We start from the raw sequence: 19,223 nt of genomic DNA on the forward strand, positions 1-19,223 counted from the left end.
CCGCACCGCCCTGTGGAGCCCAGCGCTCGCCGACGGGATCAGATGAAGTTGATCCGCTCCTGGGAGACGGGGTAGCCGGCCTTCGCGAAGTTCGCCGCCATCGGGAAGTTGCCCTGGTCGGTGGCGGCCGTGATACGGTCCGCGCCCTGCTCCACGAGGTCCTGCGTGCACTCGACGAGCAGGTCGTAGGCGTAGCCGTGGCCGCGCTGCTCCGGGACGACGCCGATGAAGCCGATGGTCGGGCCCGCCGGGTTGTGGGCCGGGATGTGGAGGCCCGCCAGCTCACCCTCGGGCGTGAAGGCCAGCCGCCACCAGTCGCGCGGTGAGGGCAGCCAGTTGAGCCAGCCGAGGAAAGCGCCGGCGGCGGCCTCGCCCCCGGTCTTGTCGATCTCCTCGCGGTCGTGCGCGTCGAGGGTGTCCTGCTGGATGCGGCGCACGACGTCCAGGATCACCGCGTCGTCGGGCTCGGGCCGGTACTCCAGGCGACCGGTGCGCGCGGGGAGCGGGTCGCCTGCGGTCCAGGTGTAGCGGTAGCGCTCGACGAGCTGCTTGAGGCCGGCCGCGGTGACGGCGTCGATCCGGGACTGCGCGGCGGCCAGCAGCTCCGGCCGCTCGCGCCAGCCGGGCGGCAGCAGCAGGTCGTACTCGCCGTACAGCGGGGCGGTCCTGAGCAGCCACACCCCCGCGTCGGCCTCGCCCTCGGCGAAGTCGAACCAGTCGAGCGCCTTCGGCTTCTCGTCGTCGGCACCCGCCCACCAGGCGGCGCGAGCCACGACGACACCGTCGCGCAGGGCGACCCAGGTCCATTCGGGGCGGTAGTCGCCGCCGTCCCCGACCATGCTGTACGGGTCGCCGAGGATGGCGCGGCCGACGAGACCGGGATCGGCGAGGGAGGCGAAGAGATGTGCTTCGCCCGCGACGAGCGGACGGATGACCAGATCAGACATGAGGTCCTTCGGGAGAGTGACGCGCTCCCGGTCAGATGTGGGACGCCCGGTGGTCAGGGCGGGAGCGCGGGGAGGTCGTGACGGACATCGCTCTCGCCTCCTTCCGTGATCATCTTGGGCGTGCGGACACCGTAGCCCGGTCCCGGAGAGGCTGTCCAGGGACTATTTTGGCCGGATGATCCAGCGCCAGGAAGTACCCGTCGTCCGGCATGCCACCAGGTCCGACCTGCCGCGCGTCGCGGAACTCGCCATCTCCCATGCCGCCTACGAGCAGGCCGACCCGCCCGCCGCAGGCTTCGCGGAACGGCTCGCCGACGCGCTCTTCGACCGTGCCGAGCCCCGGCTGATCTGCCTCGTGGCGCAGCTCCGGGACGGCTCGCTGGCCGGCTACGCGACCTGCACCCCCGAGTTCGCCACCTGGTCCGGCCATGAGTATCTGCACATGGACTGCCTCTTCCTCGACGGCGAGCACCGCGGCCTGGGCCTCGGCCGGCTGCTCATCGACGCGGTCGCGGCCGAGGCGGCGGCGCTCGGTCTGCAGGAGGTGCAGTGGAACACCCCGGTCTGGAACGAGGGCGCCATCCGGTTCTACGACCGCCTCGGCGCCACCTCCCGGGAGAAGCGCCGCTACGCCTGGACGGTGCCGGCCGACGCGGGCGCGCTGCGGGCGGTCAGCTCCTCGTAGCCGAAGCACAGACCCAGCACCAGGACGGCGCCGCCGACCTGGGCGAGCGCCGTGAGGCGGGTGCCGAGCGGGACGGTGGCGGCGAGCAGGGCCGCCGCGCAGAGCCGGGGGAGGAGCGGCCCGAGGCGGATGGCGCGGCGGATGGCGGTGTCGGCGGTGAGGAAGAGCGCGATGCCGCCCGCGAGCGCCCAGGCCTGGGCGTCGCCGAGCTGGTCCCCGGCGTGGCCGACGGCGGACTTCACGCCCGCGGCGAAGAGCAGGACACCGAGCAGCAGGCCGTAGTGGCCGAGGTTGTAGATCCGCACGGCCGCGAAGTTCCGCTGCCGGGCGGGCAGTTCCGCCAGGGCGCGCTCGCCCCGCTCGTCGTCCCCGTGCCCGAAGTACGCCCACCACAGCCCGAGGCAGACACAGAGCATCAGGACGGCGGCACTGACCCGTCCGGCGGTCAGCGGCGCGTCGCCCGCTCCGACGCCGATCGCGATCACGGACTCGCCGAACGCCACGATCATGACGAGGCCGTGCCGCTCGACGAAGTGGCCGCAGCGGATGGTGAATTCCCCCAGGCCCACCAGACGGGGCGTGGAGAGCTGGATGACGAGGGACACCGCCCACAGCGAGAGCTGCGCACTGCCCTCCAGATAGCCGCCGATGACGACGAGGGCGGCGTTGAGGACGTTCAGGGCGCCCATCCGGGCCACCGAGCTCAGGTCCACCCCCGAGGCGGCGAAGGTGCCGGTGTGCACGGCTATGACGAAGAGATAGGCGAGGCCGAAGACGACACCGCTGCCGTCGAAGGCGTGCGGGATCGCCAGCGAGATGATCAGGAAGCCGGCCATGCCGGCGAGCATCAGCCCGCGCCGGCTGTGGGTGGTGGGCGGCATCGCGTTGGTGAGCCAGATGAACGCGTCGTACATCCACCAGATCACCGCGAGCATGATCACGGCGCGCAGCAGCCCGCCCCCGTCGAGATGGTGGGCGAGGCTGGCGGTGAGCTGGGTGATGGTGAAGACGAAGACGAGGTCGAAGAAGAGCTCCAGCGGGCTGACCCGCAGGGTCTCCTGCTCGGCGGAGTCGATGAAGTCGGTGGTCACGCCGGTGAGTATGAGTGATCGCCGAGGTGTTCGAACGCGGAACGGTGGAGTCCCTGTACGGCACCGGCCGTTACCGGGACTCCACCGTTCCGCTGTGGGTCTACCGGCGGCGCAGTCCGGCGAAGACCAGGGCCGAGCCGGCCAGCACGATCACCGCGTCGACGAGCAGCGCGGTGTGGATGCCGCTCAGCACCGAACCGGTGGCGGTGGTGCGGGCGGTGGCGATCGCGCTGAGCACCGGGATGCCCATCGTGATGCCGACCTGCTGGGTCATCGAGGTCAGCCCGGTGGCCAGGCCCTGCTCGTCGTCGGGCAGACCCGAGGTCGCGGTGACCATGTACCCGACGATCGCCGCGATATGGCCGAACGCGCCCGCCGCGGAGGCTGCCAGGAGCAGCGTCAGGGCGCTGCCGCCGTCGGTGCCCAGCCAGAAGAAGGCGGCGGTGGCGAGGGCCTGGACGAGCAGCCCGCAGGACAGGACGGTACGGGTGCCGTGGCGGCCGATGAGCCGCGGGGCGGCCATCCCGCCGACGAAGGCGGCGACACCGATACCGCAGAACGACAGGCCGGTCCGGAGCGGTGAGTAGCCCAGCACCTGCTGCATGTACAGCGTCAGCAGGAAGACGACCGAGCTCTCCATGGTGAAGGTGATCAGTCCGCCGAAGTTGCCCCACTTGACGGTGTGCCGGGTCAGGACCCGCAGCGGGGCGAGCGGGGCCTCGGCGCGCAGCTCGATGCGCCAGAAGGCGAGGAACAGGAGAGCGGCGGCGGCGAGGCAGCCCAGCGCGGTGGTGTCGGTCCAGCCGTGCTGGCCGGCCAGGGTGACGCCGTAGACCAGGGCGAGCAGCCCGCCGGTGACGGTGATCGCGCCGGGGACGTCGAGCTTGGAGCGGGCGCCGCGGCTCTCCTCGATCACGGCCGGGGCGGTGAAGAGGATGACCAGCGCGACGGGCACGTTGAGGAAGAAGGCCCAGCGCCAGCTCAGCAGGTCGGTGAGGATACCGCCGAAGATCGCTCCGATGGTGAAGCCGGCCGACAGGAGGGTGCCGTTCAGGCCCAGCGCCCTGGCCCGCAGCGGGCCTTCCGGCAGCGAGGTGGTCAGGAGCGAGAGCGCGGCGGGGGTGGCCATCGCGGAGGCCAGACCCTGGGCGACGCGGGCGCAGAGCAGCATCTCGGGACCGGTGGCGAGCCCGCCGGCCAGTGATCCGGCGGCCAGCAGGCCCATGCCGGCCAGCAGCATCCGGCGGCGGCCCACGAGGTCGGCGAGCCGGCCGAAGAGCAGGGTGAACCCGGCGGCGGGCAGCATCATCGCGGTGGCGATCCACTGCAGGTTCGCGAGCGAGAAGCCGAGGCCGTGGCCGATGTCGGGCAGCGCCACGTTGAGGATCGAGAAGTCGACGGCGAGCATGAACTGCGAGCCGAGGAGCAGCAGGAGGACGAGGCGCTGGCGGGGGGTCATCCGGGGGATGCCGTCCTGGCCGGCGGCGGCCCCTGCCTCGGTGGCGGGTGACTTGGTGAGGGTGGTCATCACTGCTGTCCGATCGTGAGTACGGCGTTGCCGGTGATCCGCCGGTCGCGGAGGTCGTTGAGAGTGGCGGCGGTGTCCTGCCAGCCGGTCAGGCGCCCGATCTCCGGGTGCAGCCGGTCGTTCGCCACCAGCCGGACGAGGGCGGCCAGGTCGGGGCCGAACGCCTCGTCGAAGTGCTCGTAATGGAAATGCCGCACGGTGCCGGAGCGGGGGCCCTTGAAGAACCCGAAGAAGCTCAGCTCGGCGGGCTCGCGGGACGCCTGGCCGAACCAGATCATCGTGCCGCGCGGCCGCAGCAGCGCCAGCGCCCGGGCGGTGGTCGCGCCGCCCACCGACTCCAGCACCGTGTGGAACGGCCCGCGGGCGTCGGCCAGGTCATGGACGACGGTCGCGCCGAACTCGGCCAGACGCTTGCCGCGTTCGGGCGTCGCGGTGACGGCGGTGACCTCGGCGCCCGCGCCGATGGCCAGTTCGGTGAAGTAGTGGCCGACGCCGCCGGACGCGCCGGTGAGCAGCAGCGGATGCCCGGACACACAGCCGGTGGTGCGCAGCAGCCGCAGCGCGGTGAGCCCGGCCAGCGGCAGCGCGGCGGCGCGGATCGAGGAGACGCCGTCCGGCAGGACGGCGAGCGCGTCGGTGCGGACCGCCGCGTACTCGGCCCAGCCGCCGCCCACCGGATGACCGACGACCCGCTGTCCGGCCCGCGGCCCGGACCCGTCGGCCGCGGCCTGGACGACCAGGCCCGCGATGTCCTTGCCGGGCCGCTGCCGCGGCTGCGGGGTGTGCAGCCGGAAGACCTCACCCCGGTTGACGGAGAACGCCTCGACCTTGACCAGCGCCTCGTCCGGCGCGGGCCGGGGCTCCTCGGTGTCGCCCAGGACCACCAGGCCGTCGGGACGCCCGGTGGGCAGCAGTGCCTTCATCGTCTGTTCCTCGATCCGGCGCGGTGCGGGTGTGCCGCGCTGAGATCAAGAAAAGCCGCAGGTCAGAGGGTGTGTCCAACAGCCTTTTGGCGGTCTCGACAACCGTCGGTTGTCAGTGCACTCCAGGGGGCGTCACGGGGTCCGGACGGTCGGCTCCGTGATCCAACTGGCGAGCAGCGCCAGCCGCTCGGCCGTCTTCGAGCCCGGCGCGACGGTGTACGCGACCAGCGTCTGGTCCGGATCACCGGGCAGCGTGAGCGTCTCGTAGCCGAAGTCCAGCTCCCCGACGACGGAGTGGGCGATCCGCTTCACCCCGTAGGTCTTCTCCTTGACCAGATGATCGGCCCACAGCCGCCGGAACTCGTCGCTCTTGAGCGACAACTCGCCGATCAGCGCGGCCATCCGCTGGTCGTCCGGGTGCCGCCCCGCGTCCAGCCGCAGATACGCGACGGTCTCGGCGGCCACCGCGTTCCAGTCCGGGTACAGGCCGCGGGTCTGCTCGTCCAGGAACACCGACCGGGCGATGTTGCACTCGCCGTCCGGGTATGCGGAGAACCCGCAGACGGCGTCACCGAGCGCGTTCCACGCCAGGGCGTCCATCCGCCGCCCCAGGACGAAGGCCGGCCCGCCCATCGAGTCGAGCAGCAGCCGCAGTCCCGGCCGTACCCGCCGGCTGCCGCGCGACGCCGTGCGGGCGGTACGGGCCGGCCGGGCCAGCGCCCGCAGGTGCTCCTGCTCGGTCTCGTCGAGCCGCAGCACCCGGGCGATCGCGTCGAGGACGGCGTCGGACACGTTCTGGCCGCGGCCCTGCTCCAGCCGGATGTAGTAGTCCACGCTCACCCCGGCGAGCTGGGCGACCTCCTCGCGGCGCAGCCCCGGCACCCGCCGCCGGCCGTGCGAGGGAAGGCCCACGTCGTCCGGCTGGATACGGGCGCGGCGCGACTGCAGGAAACCGCTCAGATCACTGTCCATGGACAGCAGCCTAGAGCGCTGCCGGAAAGCCAGCCTGGTACTGCCGGACCCAGGAAAAGCACAGCCCTGGGTGGCCCTCGCGAACGGTCGCAGAGTGGAGCCCGTCAGCAGGACACCCCCGCACCACCACTTCAGGGAGCACTTCCTCATGAGCTACGACAACCTCGCCGGCCGCACCGCAGTCGTCACCGGAGCCGCCAGCGGCATGGGTGAGGCCACCGCCCGGCTGCTCGCCGCGCACGGCGCCCGGGTCGCGCTGCTGTCCCGCCGCGCGGACCGGCTGGACGAGCTGGCCGGGAAGATCGCCGCGGCCGGCGGCCAAGCGCTGGCCGTACCGGTCGACGTCACCGACGGCGCGTCCGTGGACGCGGCCGCCGACCGGATCCACCAGGCGTACGGACCCGTCGACCTGGTGGTGAACTCGGCCGGCGTCATGCTGCCCAACCCGCTCGACGACGGCCGGATCGACGAATGGTCCCGCATGATCGACACCAATGTGACGGGCGTGCTGCGGATCATCCGCGCCTTCACCGCCGACCTCGTCGCCGCCGCGGCCGAGCACCGGCCCGCCGACCTGGTCAACATCTCGTCGATCGGTGCGCACCTGATCTTCCCCAACTACGCCGTCTACGGGGCGACGAAGGCCGCGCTCACCCATCTGTCGGCGCTGCTGCGCTCCGAACTCGGTCCGCGCGACGTCCGCGTCACCAACATCGAGCCGGGGCTGACCGACACCGAGCTCGGCCACCACATCGACAACCAGGAGCTGTCGGCGCAGCTCGGGGGCATGTACGAGGCGATGGGCACGCTGTCGTCGGACGAGATCGCCGACATCATCGGGTTTGTCACCAGCCGCCCCGCGCACGTTAACCTGCGCCAGGTGATCGTGCAGCCGACCCGGCAGGCATGAGCCGTACCGGAACGGGGGAACGTCGGCGGTGGATCTCGATCTCGCGCAGGTCAGGGCCTTCGTCGTCACGGCGCAGCGGCTGCACTTCGGGCAGGCGGCCGCCGAGCTGTTCCTCAGCCAGCAGGCGCTGTCCAAGCGCATCGCCCGCCTGGAGGACGCGCTCGGCGTGCGGCTCTTCGACCGCACCGGGCACAGCGTCGGACTGACCCCCGCCGGGCAGCGGTTCCTCGGGCCCGCCCAGGACGTCGTACGGGCCGGGGAGGCGGCGGTGGCGGCCGCCCGGCACAGCGAGCGCCCGCTGCGGGTGACCGTGTGGGGCCATATGTTCGTCCCGCTGCGGACGATCCGGCTGGTCGTCGGGGAACAGCCGGACCTGGACATCGAGCTGAGCCTGCGGCCCGGACTCGTGACGGCGCTGGCCGGTCTGCGGGCCGACGAGATCGACTTCGCGCTCGGCCGCACCCACGGCCTGGACGAGCCGTGGCCACGCACCCTCACCCGCCGGCTGGTGCGCCTCGACCCGGTCAAGGCGGTGCTGAGCCGGGACAGCCCGCTCGCCGTCGCATCGGCGCTGCGGCCGGACGATCTGCGGGCCGGCCGGCTGTGGTTCCCGGCCGCGATGGAGAAGCTCGAATTCCTCCGGAGCTTCGTGGAACGCTTCGACATCCCGGGGGACTTCGGCGGGATCAACCTCGGTCTCGAACCCTTCCTCGACCACCTGCGCGGCCGCCCCGACCTCTTCTCGCTGCTGCCCACCGATGTGGAGATCCCGCCCGGCACCGGCCTGGTCGAGATCCCCGTCGTGGACCCGACGCCGCTCTACGCCTGGCACGTCATCTGGCGCGCGAGCGAGAGCCACCCGGCGCTGGCACCGCTCCTCGACGCCTTCGCGCGCACCGCGCGGACCCACGACTGGCTGGCCTACGACCCCGCCAGGCACTGGCTCCCCGACACCGACCGGGGAGCTCTCGGAGCCGGTGGCGCTACGCCGTGAGCAGCGCCACCGGATGCGTCGCGAACAGGTCCGCGACGGGTACGGTGCCGCGGTGGTGAGTGCCCGTCAGCCGGTCGGTCCAGTCGCCCGGCGGCAGCGCCAGCTCGGTGTCACGCCAGCCGCCCGCCTGCTCCAGGCCGTGCGAGAGCCGGGTGACGGCGGTGATCGAGCGGCCGGTCCTGACGAAGGCGACACAGTGGGCGGCGGCCGGACCGGTGGCGTGCAGGGGCTCGTACGTCGCCTCGGGGCCGAACCAGCCGGGGTGCTCGCGGCGCAGCAGCAGCGCCGTCGTCGTCACCAGCTCCTTCGGTCCGTCCGGCCCGCCCGACCGCCGGACGCCCGGCCGGTACGGGCGGCGGTTGTCGGGATCGACGAGGAGCAGCTGGGGGTGCTCGTCGCCCTGGTAGATGTCCGGCACGCCCGGCATCGTCAGATGCAGCAGCACCGCGCCGAGCCGGTTGACCTGTGAGGGAGCCTCGATCGCGCGGGAGATATCGGCGGTCGCGTAGTAGGTCGGCCCGGTGATCAGCTCGCGGGTGAAGGTGTCGAGCCGCTTCTCGTACGCCGTGTCCTGCTCCGTCCAGCTGGTGCGCAGCCCCGCCTCGCGTTCCGACTTCAGCAGTGTCGCGGCGACCACGTCCTCGGCGCCGTAGCTGCAGAAGACCACGGCGTACTGCCAGGCCAGGTACTCGGCGTGCCGGTCGACCAGCGGAATGCCGGCACGGGTGAAGTAGCTGCGCAGATGGTCCGATTCACGGCGCAGCCAGGACCGCCACAGGGCCGGGTGCTCCGAGATCGCGGCGAGCCGGGCGCGGACGTCGGCGCTGCGCTTGGTGTCGTGGGTGGACAGGACGGTGCCGGTGGCGGGCCAGTCGCGCTGGAGGCGGGCGCAGAAGGCGTGGAACTCCTCCGGAGTGGTGGTGGGGTACGCGGGGTCCCGGCCGACCTCGTTGAGCGGCAGCAGCGGGTACCAGCGGTAGAAGGCGGTGTCCTCGACGGCCTTGGCGTGCAGCGCGGAGGCGACCTGGGCGAAGCGGACCGCGAACCCGGCGTCCGCTCCCAGCGCGAGATCACGGATCTCCGCCGCGGCCGGCACCCCCGCCTCACGGGCCGCGGTCTCCAGCATCGTGACCGCCTCGGCCGGCGCGTCCTCGCCCGGCACGACGTACGGGCGGTAGACCGGCAGCCGGACCAGCAGCTCGCGGATGGCCCGGCGCAGCACCGCCGGATCCCGGTCCGGCAGCGCGCGGGCGGCGGTGCGCCCGAGCCGGCTCACCTCGGCGGCCAGGTCCCGTGTCACGATCTTGTACGCGGCGCGCCGCGCGGTCGGTGCCCACTCGCCGCCCCGGTCGGCGTCCTGGCCGGTGAAGTCGGCGTACCCCGCCGTGATCCGCTCCACCCCGGCCGGATCGGCGAACAGCCCGTCGACCCGGTCCAGGGAGTCGTACCCGGTGGTCCCGGCGCAGGCCCAGTCGGCGGGCAGCCGCTCGTCGTGGCCGAGGATCTTCTCCACCACGGTCCAGCGGCCGCCGGTCGCGGCGGCGAGCCGGCGCAGATATCCGGCGGGGTCGGCGAGACCGTCGGGATGGTCGATGCGCAGACCGTCCACGACGCCTTCGCGCAGCAGCTCCAGCAGCTTGGCGTGGGTCGCGTCGAAGACCTCAGGGTCCTCGACCCGGACCGCGATCAGATCGGAAATCGTGAAGAAACGCCGGTAGTTGAGATCGGTCCTGGCCTCCCGCCAGTGGGCGAGCCGGTACCACTGGGCGTCGAGCAGCGCGCGCAGCGGGAGCTCCTCGGTGCCGGCGCGCAGCGGGAAGGCATGGTCGTAGTAGCGCAGCACCGGCTCGCCGAGCGCCTTGTCGTCCTCGACGCGCAGCCGGCCCAGCACCTCGTCGAGCGGGGCCCCCAGGACCGGCATCAGCAGCTTGCCGTCCAGCGCCGCCCAGTCGATGTCGAACCACCGGGCGTAGGGGGAGTCCGTCCCTTCCCGCAGCACCGACCACAGCGGGCGGCTGAGGTACTCCGGAGCCGGCACCGCCATGTGGTTGGGCACGGTGTCCAGGACGAGGCCGAGACCGTGCGCGCGGGCGGTGCGGGACAGCGCCCGCAGCCCCTCCTCACCGCCCAGCACCTCGCTGATCCGGGTGTGGTCGACCACGTCGTACCCGTGCGTGGAGCCGGGCGCGGCCTGGAGCACCGGGGACAGATGCAGATGGGAGACGCCGAGCGCGGCGAGGCGGGGCACCACCGCCTCGGCGTCGGTGAACGTGAAGTCCGGTTGCAGCTGCAGCCGGTAGGTGGCAGTGGGCACGTCGGCCGTCGGCGGGGTCATGCAGGAGTGCGTACCCCGCCGCACGGTCCTACGATCACATCAGTCCATCGATTACGCCGGGCGTTGCAGCACCACCAGGCTCCGGTCGGTCAGCTGCAGCCGGTCGCCGGCCTTGACCTTCCGCCCGCTGCCCGGCTCCACCCCTTCGGCCCGGCCGGTGTTCACCACCAGCTGCCACTCCTTGCCGTGGTTGACCGGAACCACGAACTCCAGCTCCTCGGCCTGCGCGTTGAACAGCAGCAGGAAGGAGTCGTCCGTGATCCGCTCGCCGCGCGCGCCCGGCTCGGAGATCGCGCTGCCGTTGAGGAACACCACCAGCGACTTGGCGTGCGCCGCCTGCCAGTCCCGCTGGGCCATCTCCTCGCCCTCGGGGGTGAACCAGGCGATGTCGGAGAGCTCGTCGTGGGTGCCCTCCACCGGACGGCCGTGGAAGAAGCGCCGGCGGCGGAAGACCGGATGGTCGCGGCGCAGCCAGACCATGGTGCGGATGAACTCGTGCAGCCGCTGCGCCCCCGTCTCGCCCGCCTTCGGCCAGCGCACCCAGGCCAGCTCGTTGTCCTGGCAGTACGCGTTGTTGTTGCCGCGCTGGGTCCTGCCGAACTCGTCGCCGTGCGAGAGCATCGGCACGCCCTGGGAGAGCATCAGGGTGGCGATGAAGTTCCGCAGCTGGCGGCCGCGCAGGGCCAGGATGCCCGGATCCTCGGTCTCGCCCTCCTCGCCGCAGTTCCACGAGCGGTTGTGGCTCTCGCCGTCGCGGTTGTCCTCGCCGTTGGCCTCGTTGTGCTTGTCGTTGTACGAGACCAGGTCGTTGAGGGTGAAGCCGTCGTGGCAGGTCACGAAGTTGATGGAGGCCAGCGGGCGGCGGCCGTCGTCCTGGTAGAGGTCCGAGGAGCCGGTCAGCCGGGAGGCGAACTCCGCGAGGGTGGCGTTCTCGCCCCGCCACAGATCCCGGACGGTGTCGCGGAACTTGCCGTTCCACTCGGCCCACAGCGGCGGGAAGTTGCCGACCTGGTAGCCGCCCTCGCCGACGTCCCACGGCTCGGCGATCAGCTTGACCTGGCTGACCACCGGGTCCTGCTGCACCAGGTCGAAGAAGGACGACAGCCGGTCCACCTCGTGGAACTGCCGGGCCAGCGTCGCCGCGAGGTCGAAGCGGAATCCGTCCACGTGCATCTCGGTGACCCAGTAACGCAGCGAGTCCATGATCATCTGCAGTACGTGCGGACTGCGCATCAGCAGCGAGTTGCCGGTGCCGGTGGTGTCCATGTAATAGCGCTTGTCGTCGCCCAGCCGGTAGTACGACGCGTTGTCGAGCCCCCGGAAGGACAGCGTCGGCCCCAGATGGCTGCCCTCTGCGGTGTGGTTGTAGACCACGTCGAGGATCACCTCGATGCCGGCGGCGTGCAGCGCCCGCACCGCCGTCTTGAACTCCAGGACCTGCTGGCCCCGGTCGCCCAGCGAGGAGTACGTGTTGTGCGGGGCGAAGAAACCGATGGTGTTGTAACCCCAGTAGTTGTTCAGCCCCGCGTCCGCCAGCCGGTGGTCCAGCACGAACTGATGGACCGGCATCAGCTCCAGCGTGGTGACGCCGAGTTCCACCAGGTGGCCGATGACCGCCGGGTGTGCGAGGGCCGCGTAGGTGCCGCGGATCTCCTCGGGCAGATCGGGGTGAAGCATCGTCAGGCCCTTGACGTGGGCCTCGTAGATCACCATGCGGTGGTAGTCGATCCGCGGCGGCCGGTCGTCGGACCAGTCGAAGTACGGGTTCACCACGACCGAGGTCATGGTGTGCGGTGCCGAGTCCTGGTCGTTGCGGGTCTCCGGCTGGCCGAACTGGTAGCCGTACACCGCCTCGTCCCAGTCGATCGACCCGCTCACGGCCTTCGCATAGGGGTCCATGAGCAGCTTCGACGAGTTGCAGCGGTTGCCCTTGGCCGGCTCGTACGGGCCGTGCACCCGGAATCCGTACCGCTGGCCCGGCATCACGCCCGGCAGATAGGCGTGCCGCACGAAGGCGTCGGCCTCCCGCAGCTCCACGGCCGTCTCGGAGCCGTCGTCGTGCAGCAGGCACAGTTCGATGCGCTCGGCTACTTCGGAGAAGAGGGCGAAATTGGTGCCCGCGCCGTCGTACGTGGCGCCGAGGGGATATGCCGTACCCGGCCAGACTTGCATGTCGCGACTCTTCCACTCCGGGACCGGATGACGGTAGGCCGCTCGCCCGGTCACATCGTTGTCAACGCTGTATCTTCGCGTAGATGTGGGAGCAAAAGTGCCATTTGCGAAGATCGGATCTTCGCCGGAAAGGGTTCCGTACGTCACCCGGTGTCCCAACGGCCAGCAACCGTAAGGGTGATGACGCGGTGCGGTTGTAGTCAAGTAGGGTCGATAGGGCTGCGGTGCCACCCGGTGGGCAGTAGCCTTCCTTGATCGTGGACGGGGAGGGAGGCGGTGGCGTGGTGACGTCGGGAGGCCTTGTGCTCCCCAGTGGCGGAGATCAGGGAGACCAGAGCGGCGCCACTGCCGACGGTGCGCCCGGCGCGGTGACGCTCGCGCAGCCGTTGGAGATAGGAGCGGAACTGGACTGGGGCGCCGACGCCTGGGCGGAGGTGCGCACCCGTGCCAGCCGCGCCGGGCGGGCATACGTCTGGCTCAACCTCGTCGAGCAGCGCCTGCGCGCCGTCGTGAACGCCGTGCTGCGCCCGATCTACGAGCCCGTGCACGGCGAGGAGTGGGTGGTCGCCGCCGCGGGCCCGGCCGGACACGAATGGGTGCAGCGCGCTGCCGCCGTCCGTGAGGTCAGCCGCCGCAAGGGCTTCCTGCTCGACCCCGCCGACGACAACATCCTCAGCTTCCTGACACTCCCGCAGCTGCGGGAACTCGTCGTTCAGCACTGGCCGTGCTTCGAGCCGTACTTCGACGAGCGCCGCGATCTCGAACTCGCGCTCGACGAGCTCGAGGTCGCCCGGCATGTCGTCTCCCGCAACCGCGCGCTGTCCCGCACCGTCCTCGCGCAGGCCGAACGGGCCGCCGCCCGGCTGCTGGACATCCTCGGTTCCGGCTCCGGCTACGCCGCCGCCGACCGGCTCCCCGTCGACGTCGTCGAGGAACTGGTCGCCGACCGCTACGCCGATGTCGTCGGTGTCTACTCCGACCGGGTCCGGCTCCAGCGCCAGCTGCCCGCCGAGGACCTCTTCGGCTCGGCGCACCGGCTGGACGCGATAGGCATCGGCCTGAACCTCCTCGTGCAGAACTACTCCGGCCGCCGGCTGATGCGGCTCGCGGAGTCCGGCTGCCGTATCCGGCTGCTCTTCCTCAACCCCGCCAGCAGCGCGGTCCGCCGCCGGGAGCGCGAGCTCGGGCTCGGGCGCGGCGAGCTGAGCCGCTCCGTCGAGATGAACATCATGCACATGCGCCGGGTCCGGGCCCGGCTGCGCGATCCCGCGGCCTTCGAGATCCGGGTCTTCGACGAGACCCCGCGCTTCACCGCGTACCTCGTCGACGGCGACAGCGCCGACGGACTCGCGGTCGTCCAGTCCTATCTGCGCAAGGCCCGCGGGATGGAGGTCCCGGTGATGGTGCTGCGCGGTCCCTCGCGCCATGTCGTCAAGGACGACCGGCGCGGTGAGCACAGCGGACTCTTCGACGTCTACCGCGAGGAGTTCGAAGGAGTCTGGGCCGACTCCCGGCCGGTGTCCTGACCGGTGTCGTGACACCCGGGGCGGTCTCCTGACACCCGGGGGACCCACTGTCAGTGGTGCACGAGAGGATGGCAGAGCACACGGGGGACCAGTGGGAGGTAGGCGCATGGCATGGCATCGGGAGCTGCTGGTCGGCTTCGACCTGGAGACGACGGGGACGGATCCGCACGAGGCGCGGATCGTCACGGCCGCGGTCACCGAGGTCAAGGGCGGTGAGCCGATACGGCACCGGGAGTGGCTCGTCGATCCCGGCGTGGCCATTCCCGAGGGCGCGACCGCGATCCACGGCATCACGACCGAGCGGGCCGTGGCTGAGGGCCGTCCTGCCCGGGAGGCCGTCGCCGAGATAGCCCGCGCGCTGCGCGAGTACTGGGCGGACGGTGTACCGGTCGTCGTCTACAACGCCCCCTTCGACCTGAGCCTGCTCGCCGCCGAGCTGCGCCGCCATGAGCTGCCGGGCCTCGGCGGCGCCCCCGGCCCGGCCGTCGGACCGGTCCTGGACCCGCTGGTCATAGACCGGGCGCTGGACAAGTACCGCAAGGGCAAGCGCAATCTGGAGGCGGCCTGCGCGGTGTACGGGGTGGTGCTGGACGACGCGCACGAGGCGGGCGCCGACGCACTCGCCGCCGTCCGGGTCGCCCGCGCGCTGGGCGAGCGGTACGCGGAGGCGGGCGACGCCGACCTCTGGGACCTGCACCGCTCCCAGATCCGCTGGTACACCGACTGGGCCACCGGCTACCAGAAGTGGCTGCGCCGCGACCGCGACCCGGAGGCCGTCGTCGACGCGTCCTGGCCGCTGCGGCTGGACGCGCTGCTGCCGCAGCAGCGCACCCGCCCGTCCGACGTTCAGCTGCTGGACGAACCGGATGTTCCGGGCGGCCGCGGGTCGCGCTGACCGCTCGGCCGCCGAGGGGTCGTCGGGGTCGGGGCGCCGACGGCGCACCGGGCCGCGCCGGCATCCCGCGCGCGCCGCGCGGACTTCGAGGGTGGGAGCTGACCCGCGGGAGCTGCGCGGTCCGGGGCTCGGGCTTCGGGCCGGGCGGTCGGACGGGGTCGGCGTGCCGGAGCGCGTGGACCGGCCGGGGCTGTCGTCAAGGTTGCGGTCCGAAGGGCCCGTGCGTCAGAACGGGTACCAGCGGACCTCTGGGTCGCCGTCGCGCAGCGACGCGACGCGGCGGCGGAACTCGGCGAGAGCCGCGGGGTTCGCGGGCGCGTGCTGGGCGACCCAGGCGCAGCTGGCGGTCTCCCGCGCGCCGCGCAGCACGGCGCAGCCGTCCCACTCGCGCACGTCCCAGCCGTAGGCCGCCGTGAAGGTGTCGTAGGCGGCCGGGTCGAGACCGTAGCGGTCCCGGCTGAGCGCCATCACCACCAGATCGTGTTCGCGCAGATCGGTGGAGAACGTCTCCAGGTCCACCAGCACCGGCCCGTCGGGGCCGACCTGGACGTTGCGCGGCAGCGCGTCGCCGTGCACCGGGCCGCGCGGCAGCCGGGGCGTCAGCGCGGCGGCGGCCGCGGCGAATCCGTCCCGCCGGTCGCGCAGGTACGCGGCGTCCGCCGGATCGATGGCGTCGCCCGCGAGCCGCAGCCAGCGTTCCACCCCGCCCAGCAGATCGCGCGGCGGCAGCACCGGAGCGGACGGCCCCGACGGTTCCGGCAGCGCGTGCACCAGCCGCAGCAGTCCGGCGAGGTCGGCGGGTCCTGCGGGGCGTACCGGCTCGGGCAGCCGCACCCAGTACGTGACGGGATGGCCATCGACCAGCCGGGCCTGCGGCGTGGCCGCCCGGACCGCCGGCACGTCGTGCTCCGCCAGCCAGCCGGCGATCCGCACCTCGCGCTCGGCGCGCTCGAGCAGTTCGGCGCTGCGGCCGATCTTGACGACGAGACCGTCGCCCACCGCGAACACCGCGTTCTCGCCCAGCGCCAGCAGCCGAACCCCGGCGGCGTCCGGCGCCCCGGAGCCCGCCGGATCCGTAGCGGAGGCCGTAGTGGTGGCCGCAGCGGAAGCCGCCGCGGGCCTCGCCGCTGCCGCCAGGACGGCCCGTGCCCGTTCCTCCGTGAACGCCGTGCCCGATTGCCCCACGACTGCCCTCCGCCGTTCCCCGTTCGAATGATCACCGACAGTCTCGCACCTGCCCGCGGGCAGGTGCCCGCGCCGCCGGCCCGGAGCCGACGTGCCGTCACATGGTCTTGACGGGCCGCCCGGGGGTCCGGACCATGACGGGGGCCCGCCGGGGCCGGCTCCACGCCGGCCGGGCGGACCGTCCGACGGAGCCGCGCGAAGGAGCCCGCCTGCCGTGACCCTGGCCACCGCGCCACCCAGGACCCGCCCGCGGCGTCATGACCGGGGCGTGTGGTTCCTCGTCCTCCCGGCCCTGATCCTCGCCGCGGACGAGGCGCTGCGCGAACTCCCGCTGCTGAGCACCGTCCGGCGCGGCACCTCCGCCGCCCTGCTCCCGGCGCCGGAACTGCCGCCCGCCAGAAACGCGCTGGCTCTGATCGCCGTCGCCTGGACCGAACTGGTCATCACCGGCGAGGCCGCCCGCCTCAAGCGCTGCGCCGAGCACGCCTGCGCCTGGGTCTTCCGGGACGTCTCCAAGAACCGCAGCCGCCGCTGGTGCTCCCTGCGGGTCTGCGGCAACCGCACCAAGGCGCGGCGGTACGCGGCCAAGCACGCCGGCGCGGTCGGCTGAGGGACCGGCGGTGGCAGGGGTGCGGCGCCCCTGGGCGCTGTGCGGAAGAGGACATGGGCCGGCCCGGTCTCCCCCGTGAGAGACCGGGCCGGCAGTGAGCGGGAGAAGGTCAGACGCGGGCCGCGTCGTACTCCTCGGCCGGGCGGCCGGCCGGGGCGGGCACCGGCGGGGCCAGCACGGCCTCGTCGTGGGTCATGTCCGGGAGCCAGCCGAGCCACTTGGGCAGGTACCAGTTGCGCTCGCCGAGCAGGGCCATGACGGCGGGGAGCAGGACCCCGCGGATGACGGTCGCGTCGATGAGGACGGCCACCGCCAGGCCGACGCCCATCTGCTTCATGCTCTGCATGGAGAGCGTTCCGAAGATGGCGAACACCGCGACCATGATGACCGCCGCGCTGGTGACGACGCCCGCCGTGGTGGTGATGCCGTGCTGGATGGCGCTCTGGGTGCTGAGGCCGCGCATCTTGGCCTCGCGGATCCGGGAGACCACGAAGACGTGGTAGTCCATGCTCAGCCCGAACAGGATCACGAAGAGGAAGAGCGGCAGCCAGGCGACGACCGCGCCGGTTCCCGTGGCACCCACCAGCCCCGCGCCCCAGCCGTGCTGGAAGACGGCGGCGAGGACACCGTAGGCCGCGCCCACCGACAGCAGGTTGAGGACGATGGAGGTGGCGGCGATGGTGAGGGAGCGGAAGGACAGCAGCATCAGGAGGAAGGCGAAGACGATCACGAAGGCGAAGACCGGCGGGACGCTGCTCGTGATCTTGTTGGTGAAGTCCATCGAGCCGGCCGTCTGACCGGTGATGGGCGCTTCGAGCCCCGGGACCTTGCCGAGCGTGTCGGGCCGTATCTCGTCCCGCAGTTGGACCAGTCCGGCCTCGGCCTTGGTCTTGTCCGTGCCACCCGCCAGCGGGACGTCGATCTGCGCGATGTTCTCCTTGGCGTGGACGACCACGGTGACCGGGCCCTTGCTGGCGCCCTTCGAGACGGCCTTGGCGCGGAAGTCCTCGATCGCCTGCTTGACGGGTGCCGCGTTGATGTCGTCGGCCTTGACGACCACGTGCGCCGGGTCGGGGCCGCCGGGGAACGCCACGTTGATGCGGTCGTAGGTCTGGATGATCGGCAGGTCGTCGCCGAGCTCCTGGTTCATCGTGAGGTTCGCGGTGTGCAGCCCGAGCGCCGGGGAGGCGATGAGGATCAGCGCGCCGCCGGCGATGACGGTGGCGGTCTTCGGGTTGCGCAGCACGGGGGTGAGAACTGCCGTCCAGAAGCGGCTGTTGCTCGTGGCGGAGCGCTGCGGGGTGTTCTTCCGGGCGCGGTTGAGGAACGGGATGCGGCCCTTCTCGACCCGGTGGCCGAGCAGCGAGAGCAGCGCGGGAAGGACGGTCACGGAGCCGAACATGGCGACCGCGACGACCATCATGGTGGCCACGCCCATGGCCTTGAAGTCCGCGATGCCGGTGAAGAGCATGCCGGCCATCGCGACGATCACGGTGATGCCGGAGATGAGGATGGCGCGGCCGGACGTCGCCGAGGCGATCTTGATGGCGGTCTGCGCGTCGTGTCCCGCGGCCCGCTCCTCACGCTCGCGGCGCAGGTAGAACAGGCAGTAGTCGACGCCGACGGCCAGACCGACCAGCAGCATCACGGAGTTGGCGGTGTCGCTCATCGGCACCAGGTGGCTGACGACCGCGACCAGACCGGTGGTCGCCACGAAGGCGGTCACCGCGAGGAGGACCGGCAGCAGGGCGGCGACCAGTGCGCCGAAGGCGATCAGCAGGATGCCGAGGGCGACCGGGACCGCGGAGAACTCGGCGGTCTTGAAGTCGTCGCCGAACGCGTCACCGAGCACCTTCTCGGAGCTCGCGTCGCCGAACTCCTCGATCCGCAGGTCCTGGTACTTGGCCTGCGTTCCCGCGACCGCGTCGGTGACCTTGGTGACGCGCTCCTTGGCGGTCTTCTTGTCACCGGTCATCTCGAACCGGACCAGTGCGGACTTCTGGTCCGCGGAGATCGCCTTGGTGTCGTAGGGCGAGGTGATGTTGGTGGCCTGGCCGGTGCTCTTGACCGCGGCTATGACGGCGTCCACGGCGGTGTGGACCGCGGGATCCGCGACCGTGCCGCCGGACTTGACCTGGATGAGCACCATCTCGCCGGCGGCACCCTTGATGCCCGCGTCGTCGATGATCCCCGCCGCCTGGCTGACCTCACCCGGGAGGCCTTCCTCCTGGCTGGCGTCCACCCGGCCGGCCATCTGCCCGATGGCCAGCGCGAGGACCACGAAGACCAGCCAGCCGATGACGGCGGTCCAGCGGTGCCGGGCGCTCCAGCCACCCATTGCCGCAGCGATTCCCATTTTGCTGCCGTGTGCGCGTCCGCGACTCACGGTTCCCCCTCGTCATGGCAGCGGCACCGCACCGCTTGCTTCACCCATGACGCTAGGGGCTGAG

General features: G+C 72.0%; 14 protein-coding genes and 1 pseudogene. 6 read left to right on the top strand and 9 right to left on the bottom strand.

All coding sequences use genetic code 11. From position 1 onward, the window contains the following. Positions 1-38 precede the first annotated feature (38 nt). Entirely contained in the window at positions 39-947 is a 909-nt protein-coding gene (locus tag C8250_RS32055; RefSeq protein ID WP_138354310.1) for a GNAT family N-acetyltransferase, read from the bottom strand. A gap of 175 nt (positions 948-1,122) precedes the next feature. On the opposite strand from C8250_RS32055, the gene C8250_RS32060 reads away from it, so the two are divergent. Next, on the top strand, positions 1,123-1,632 hold the full coding sequence (locus C8250_RS32060) for a GNAT family N-acetyltransferase (RefSeq protein WP_138354311.1): 510 nt from the start codon (positions 1,123-1,125) through the stop codon (positions 1,630-1,632). On the opposite strand, the gene C8250_RS32065 is transcribed toward C8250_RS32060, so the two are convergent. From C8250_RS32065 to C8250_RS32080, 4 genes are all read right to left on the bottom strand, one after another. Then, positions 1,575-2,723: a low temperature requirement protein A gene (locus C8250_RS32065; RefSeq protein ID WP_187145049.1), complete on the bottom strand. Its 1,149-nt coding sequence runs from the start codon at positions 2,721-2,723 to the stop codon at positions 1,575-1,577. The two genes, C8250_RS32060 and C8250_RS32065, sit on opposite strands and share 58 nt — an antisense overlap. A 100-nt stretch (positions 2,724-2,823) precedes the next feature. Continuing rightward, entirely contained in the window at positions 2,824-4,251 is a 1,428-nt protein-coding gene (locus C8250_RS32070; RefSeq protein ID WP_138354313.1) for an MFS transporter, read from the bottom strand. Continuing rightward, complete coding sequence (locus tag C8250_RS32075; protein ID WP_138354314.1) at positions 4,251-5,174, bottom strand: zinc-binding dehydrogenase; 924 nt, start codon at positions 5,172-5,174, stop codon at positions 4,251-4,253. The genes C8250_RS32070 and C8250_RS32075 overlap by 1 nt, the downstream gene beginning before the upstream one ends. A gap of 132 nt (positions 5,175-5,306) precedes the next feature. Next, on the bottom strand, positions 5,307-6,146 hold the full coding sequence (locus C8250_RS32080; RefSeq protein WP_138354315.1) for a helix-turn-helix transcriptional regulator: 840 nt from the start codon (positions 6,144-6,146) through the stop codon (positions 5,307-5,309). A 148-nt stretch (positions 6,147-6,294) separates the two neighbouring features. On the opposite strand from C8250_RS32080, the gene C8250_RS32085 reads away from it, so the two are divergent. Next, positions 6,295-7,056: an SDR family oxidoreductase gene (locus C8250_RS32085; protein ID WP_138354316.1), complete on the top strand. Its 762-nt coding sequence runs from the start codon at positions 6,295-6,297 to the stop codon at positions 7,054-7,056. 28 nt (positions 7,057-7,084) lie between these two features. Next, positions 7,085-8,050: a LysR family transcriptional regulator gene (locus tag C8250_RS32090; RefSeq protein WP_138354317.1), complete on the top strand. Its 966-nt coding sequence runs from the start codon at positions 7,085-7,087 to the stop codon at positions 8,048-8,050. On the opposite strand, the gene treY is transcribed toward C8250_RS32090, so the two are convergent. Both treY and glgX read right to left on the bottom strand, forming a co-directional pair. Further along, the gene (treY, locus tag C8250_RS32095; RefSeq protein WP_138354318.1) at positions 8,040-10,385 is read right to left on the bottom strand and encodes a malto-oligosyltrehalose synthase; all 2,346 of its coding nucleotides are present in this window, start codon (positions 10,383-10,385) and stop codon (positions 8,040-8,042) included. The two genes, C8250_RS32090 and treY, sit on opposite strands and share 11 nt — an antisense overlap. A 51-nt stretch (positions 10,386-10,436) precedes the next feature. Then, positions 10,437-12,557 carry a glycogen debranching protein GlgX gene (gene glgX, locus C8250_RS32100; RefSeq protein ID WP_138354319.1) on the bottom strand — a complete coding sequence of 707 codons (2,121 nt, stop codon included), beginning with the start codon at positions 12,555-12,557 and terminating at the stop codon, positions 10,437-10,439. Between the two features lie 284 nt (positions 12,558-12,841). Here glgX and C8250_RS32105 point away from each other — a divergent pair, with 284 nt between their 5' ends. Further along, complete coding sequence (locus tag C8250_RS32105; protein ID WP_187145341.1) at positions 12,842-14,083, top strand: SAV2148 family HEPN domain-containing protein; 1,242 nt, start codon at positions 12,842-12,844, stop codon at positions 14,081-14,083. A gap of 106 nt (positions 14,084-14,189) precedes the next feature. Further along, the gene (locus C8250_RS32110; protein ID WP_138354321.1) at positions 14,190-14,978 is read left to right on the top strand and encodes a 3'-5' exonuclease; all 789 of its coding nucleotides are present in this window, start codon (positions 14,190-14,192) and stop codon (positions 14,976-14,978) included. A 225-nt stretch (positions 14,979-15,203) separates the two neighbouring features. Here the strand turns inward: C8250_RS32110 and C8250_RS32115 are convergent, their stop codons facing one another. Beyond that, entirely contained in the window at positions 15,204-16,163 is a 960-nt protein-coding gene (locus tag C8250_RS32115) for an aminoglycoside phosphotransferase family protein (protein ID WP_138354322.1), read from the bottom strand. 286 nt (positions 16,164-16,449) lie between these two features. On the opposite strand from C8250_RS32115, the pseudogene C8250_RS43820 reads away from it, so the two are divergent. After that, positions 16,450-16,773, top strand: a pseudogene (locus tag C8250_RS43820) (CGNR zinc finger domain-containing protein); the annotation flags it as partial. Between the two features lie 109 nt (positions 16,774-16,882). Here C8250_RS43820 and C8250_RS32125 read toward each other — a convergent pair. Beyond that, on the bottom strand, positions 16,883-19,129 hold the full coding sequence (locus C8250_RS32125; protein ID WP_187145050.1) for an MMPL family transporter: 2,247 nt from the start codon (positions 19,127-19,129) through the stop codon (positions 16,883-16,885). Positions 19,130-19,223 lie beyond the last annotated feature (94 nt).

Origin of the sequence: Streptomyces sp. So13.3, assembly GCF_005860785.2 — a bacterium.
GTDB lineage: Bacteria > Actinomycetota > Actinomycetes > Streptomycetales > Streptomycetaceae > Actinacidiphila > Actinacidiphila fildesensis.

Bases quoted from the DNA above. Each gene is read 5' to 3' on its own strand.
- C8250_RS32055 (WP_138354310.1), bottom strand. From the start codon at position 947: ATGTCTGATCTGGTCATCCGTCCGCTCGTCGCGGGCGAAGCACATCTC.
- C8250_RS32060 (WP_138354311.1), top strand. From the start codon at position 1,123: ATGATCCAGCGCCAGGAAGTACCCGTCGTCCGGCATGCCACCAGGTCC.
- C8250_RS32070 (WP_138354313.1), bottom strand. From the start codon at position 4,251: ATGACCACCCTCACCAAGTCACCCGCCACCGAGGCAGGGGCCGCCGCC.
- C8250_RS32075 (WP_138354314.1), bottom strand. From the start codon at position 5,174: ATGAAGGCACTGCTGCCCACCGGGCGTCCCGACGGCCTGGTGGTCCTG.
- C8250_RS32080 (WP_138354315.1), bottom strand. From the start codon at position 6,146: ATGGACAGTGATCTGAGCGGTTTCCTGCAGTCGCGCCGCGCCCGTATC.
- C8250_RS32085 (WP_138354316.1), top strand. From the start codon at position 6,295: ATGAGCTACGACAACCTCGCCGGCCGCACCGCAGTCGTCACCGGAGCC.
- treY (WP_138354318.1), bottom strand. From the start codon at position 10,385: ATGACCCCGCCGACGGCCGACGTGCCCACTGCCACCTACCGGCTGCAG.
- glgX (WP_138354319.1), bottom strand. From the start codon at position 12,557: ATGCAAGTCTGGCCGGGTACGGCATATCCCCTCGGCGCCACGTACGAC.
- C8250_RS32110 (WP_138354321.1), top strand. From the start codon at position 14,190: ATGGCATGGCATCGGGAGCTGCTGGTCGGCTTCGACCTGGAGACGACG.
- C8250_RS32125 (WP_187145050.1), bottom strand. From the start codon at position 19,129: ATGGGAATCGCTGCGGCAATGGGTGGCTGGAGCGCCCGGCACCGCTGG.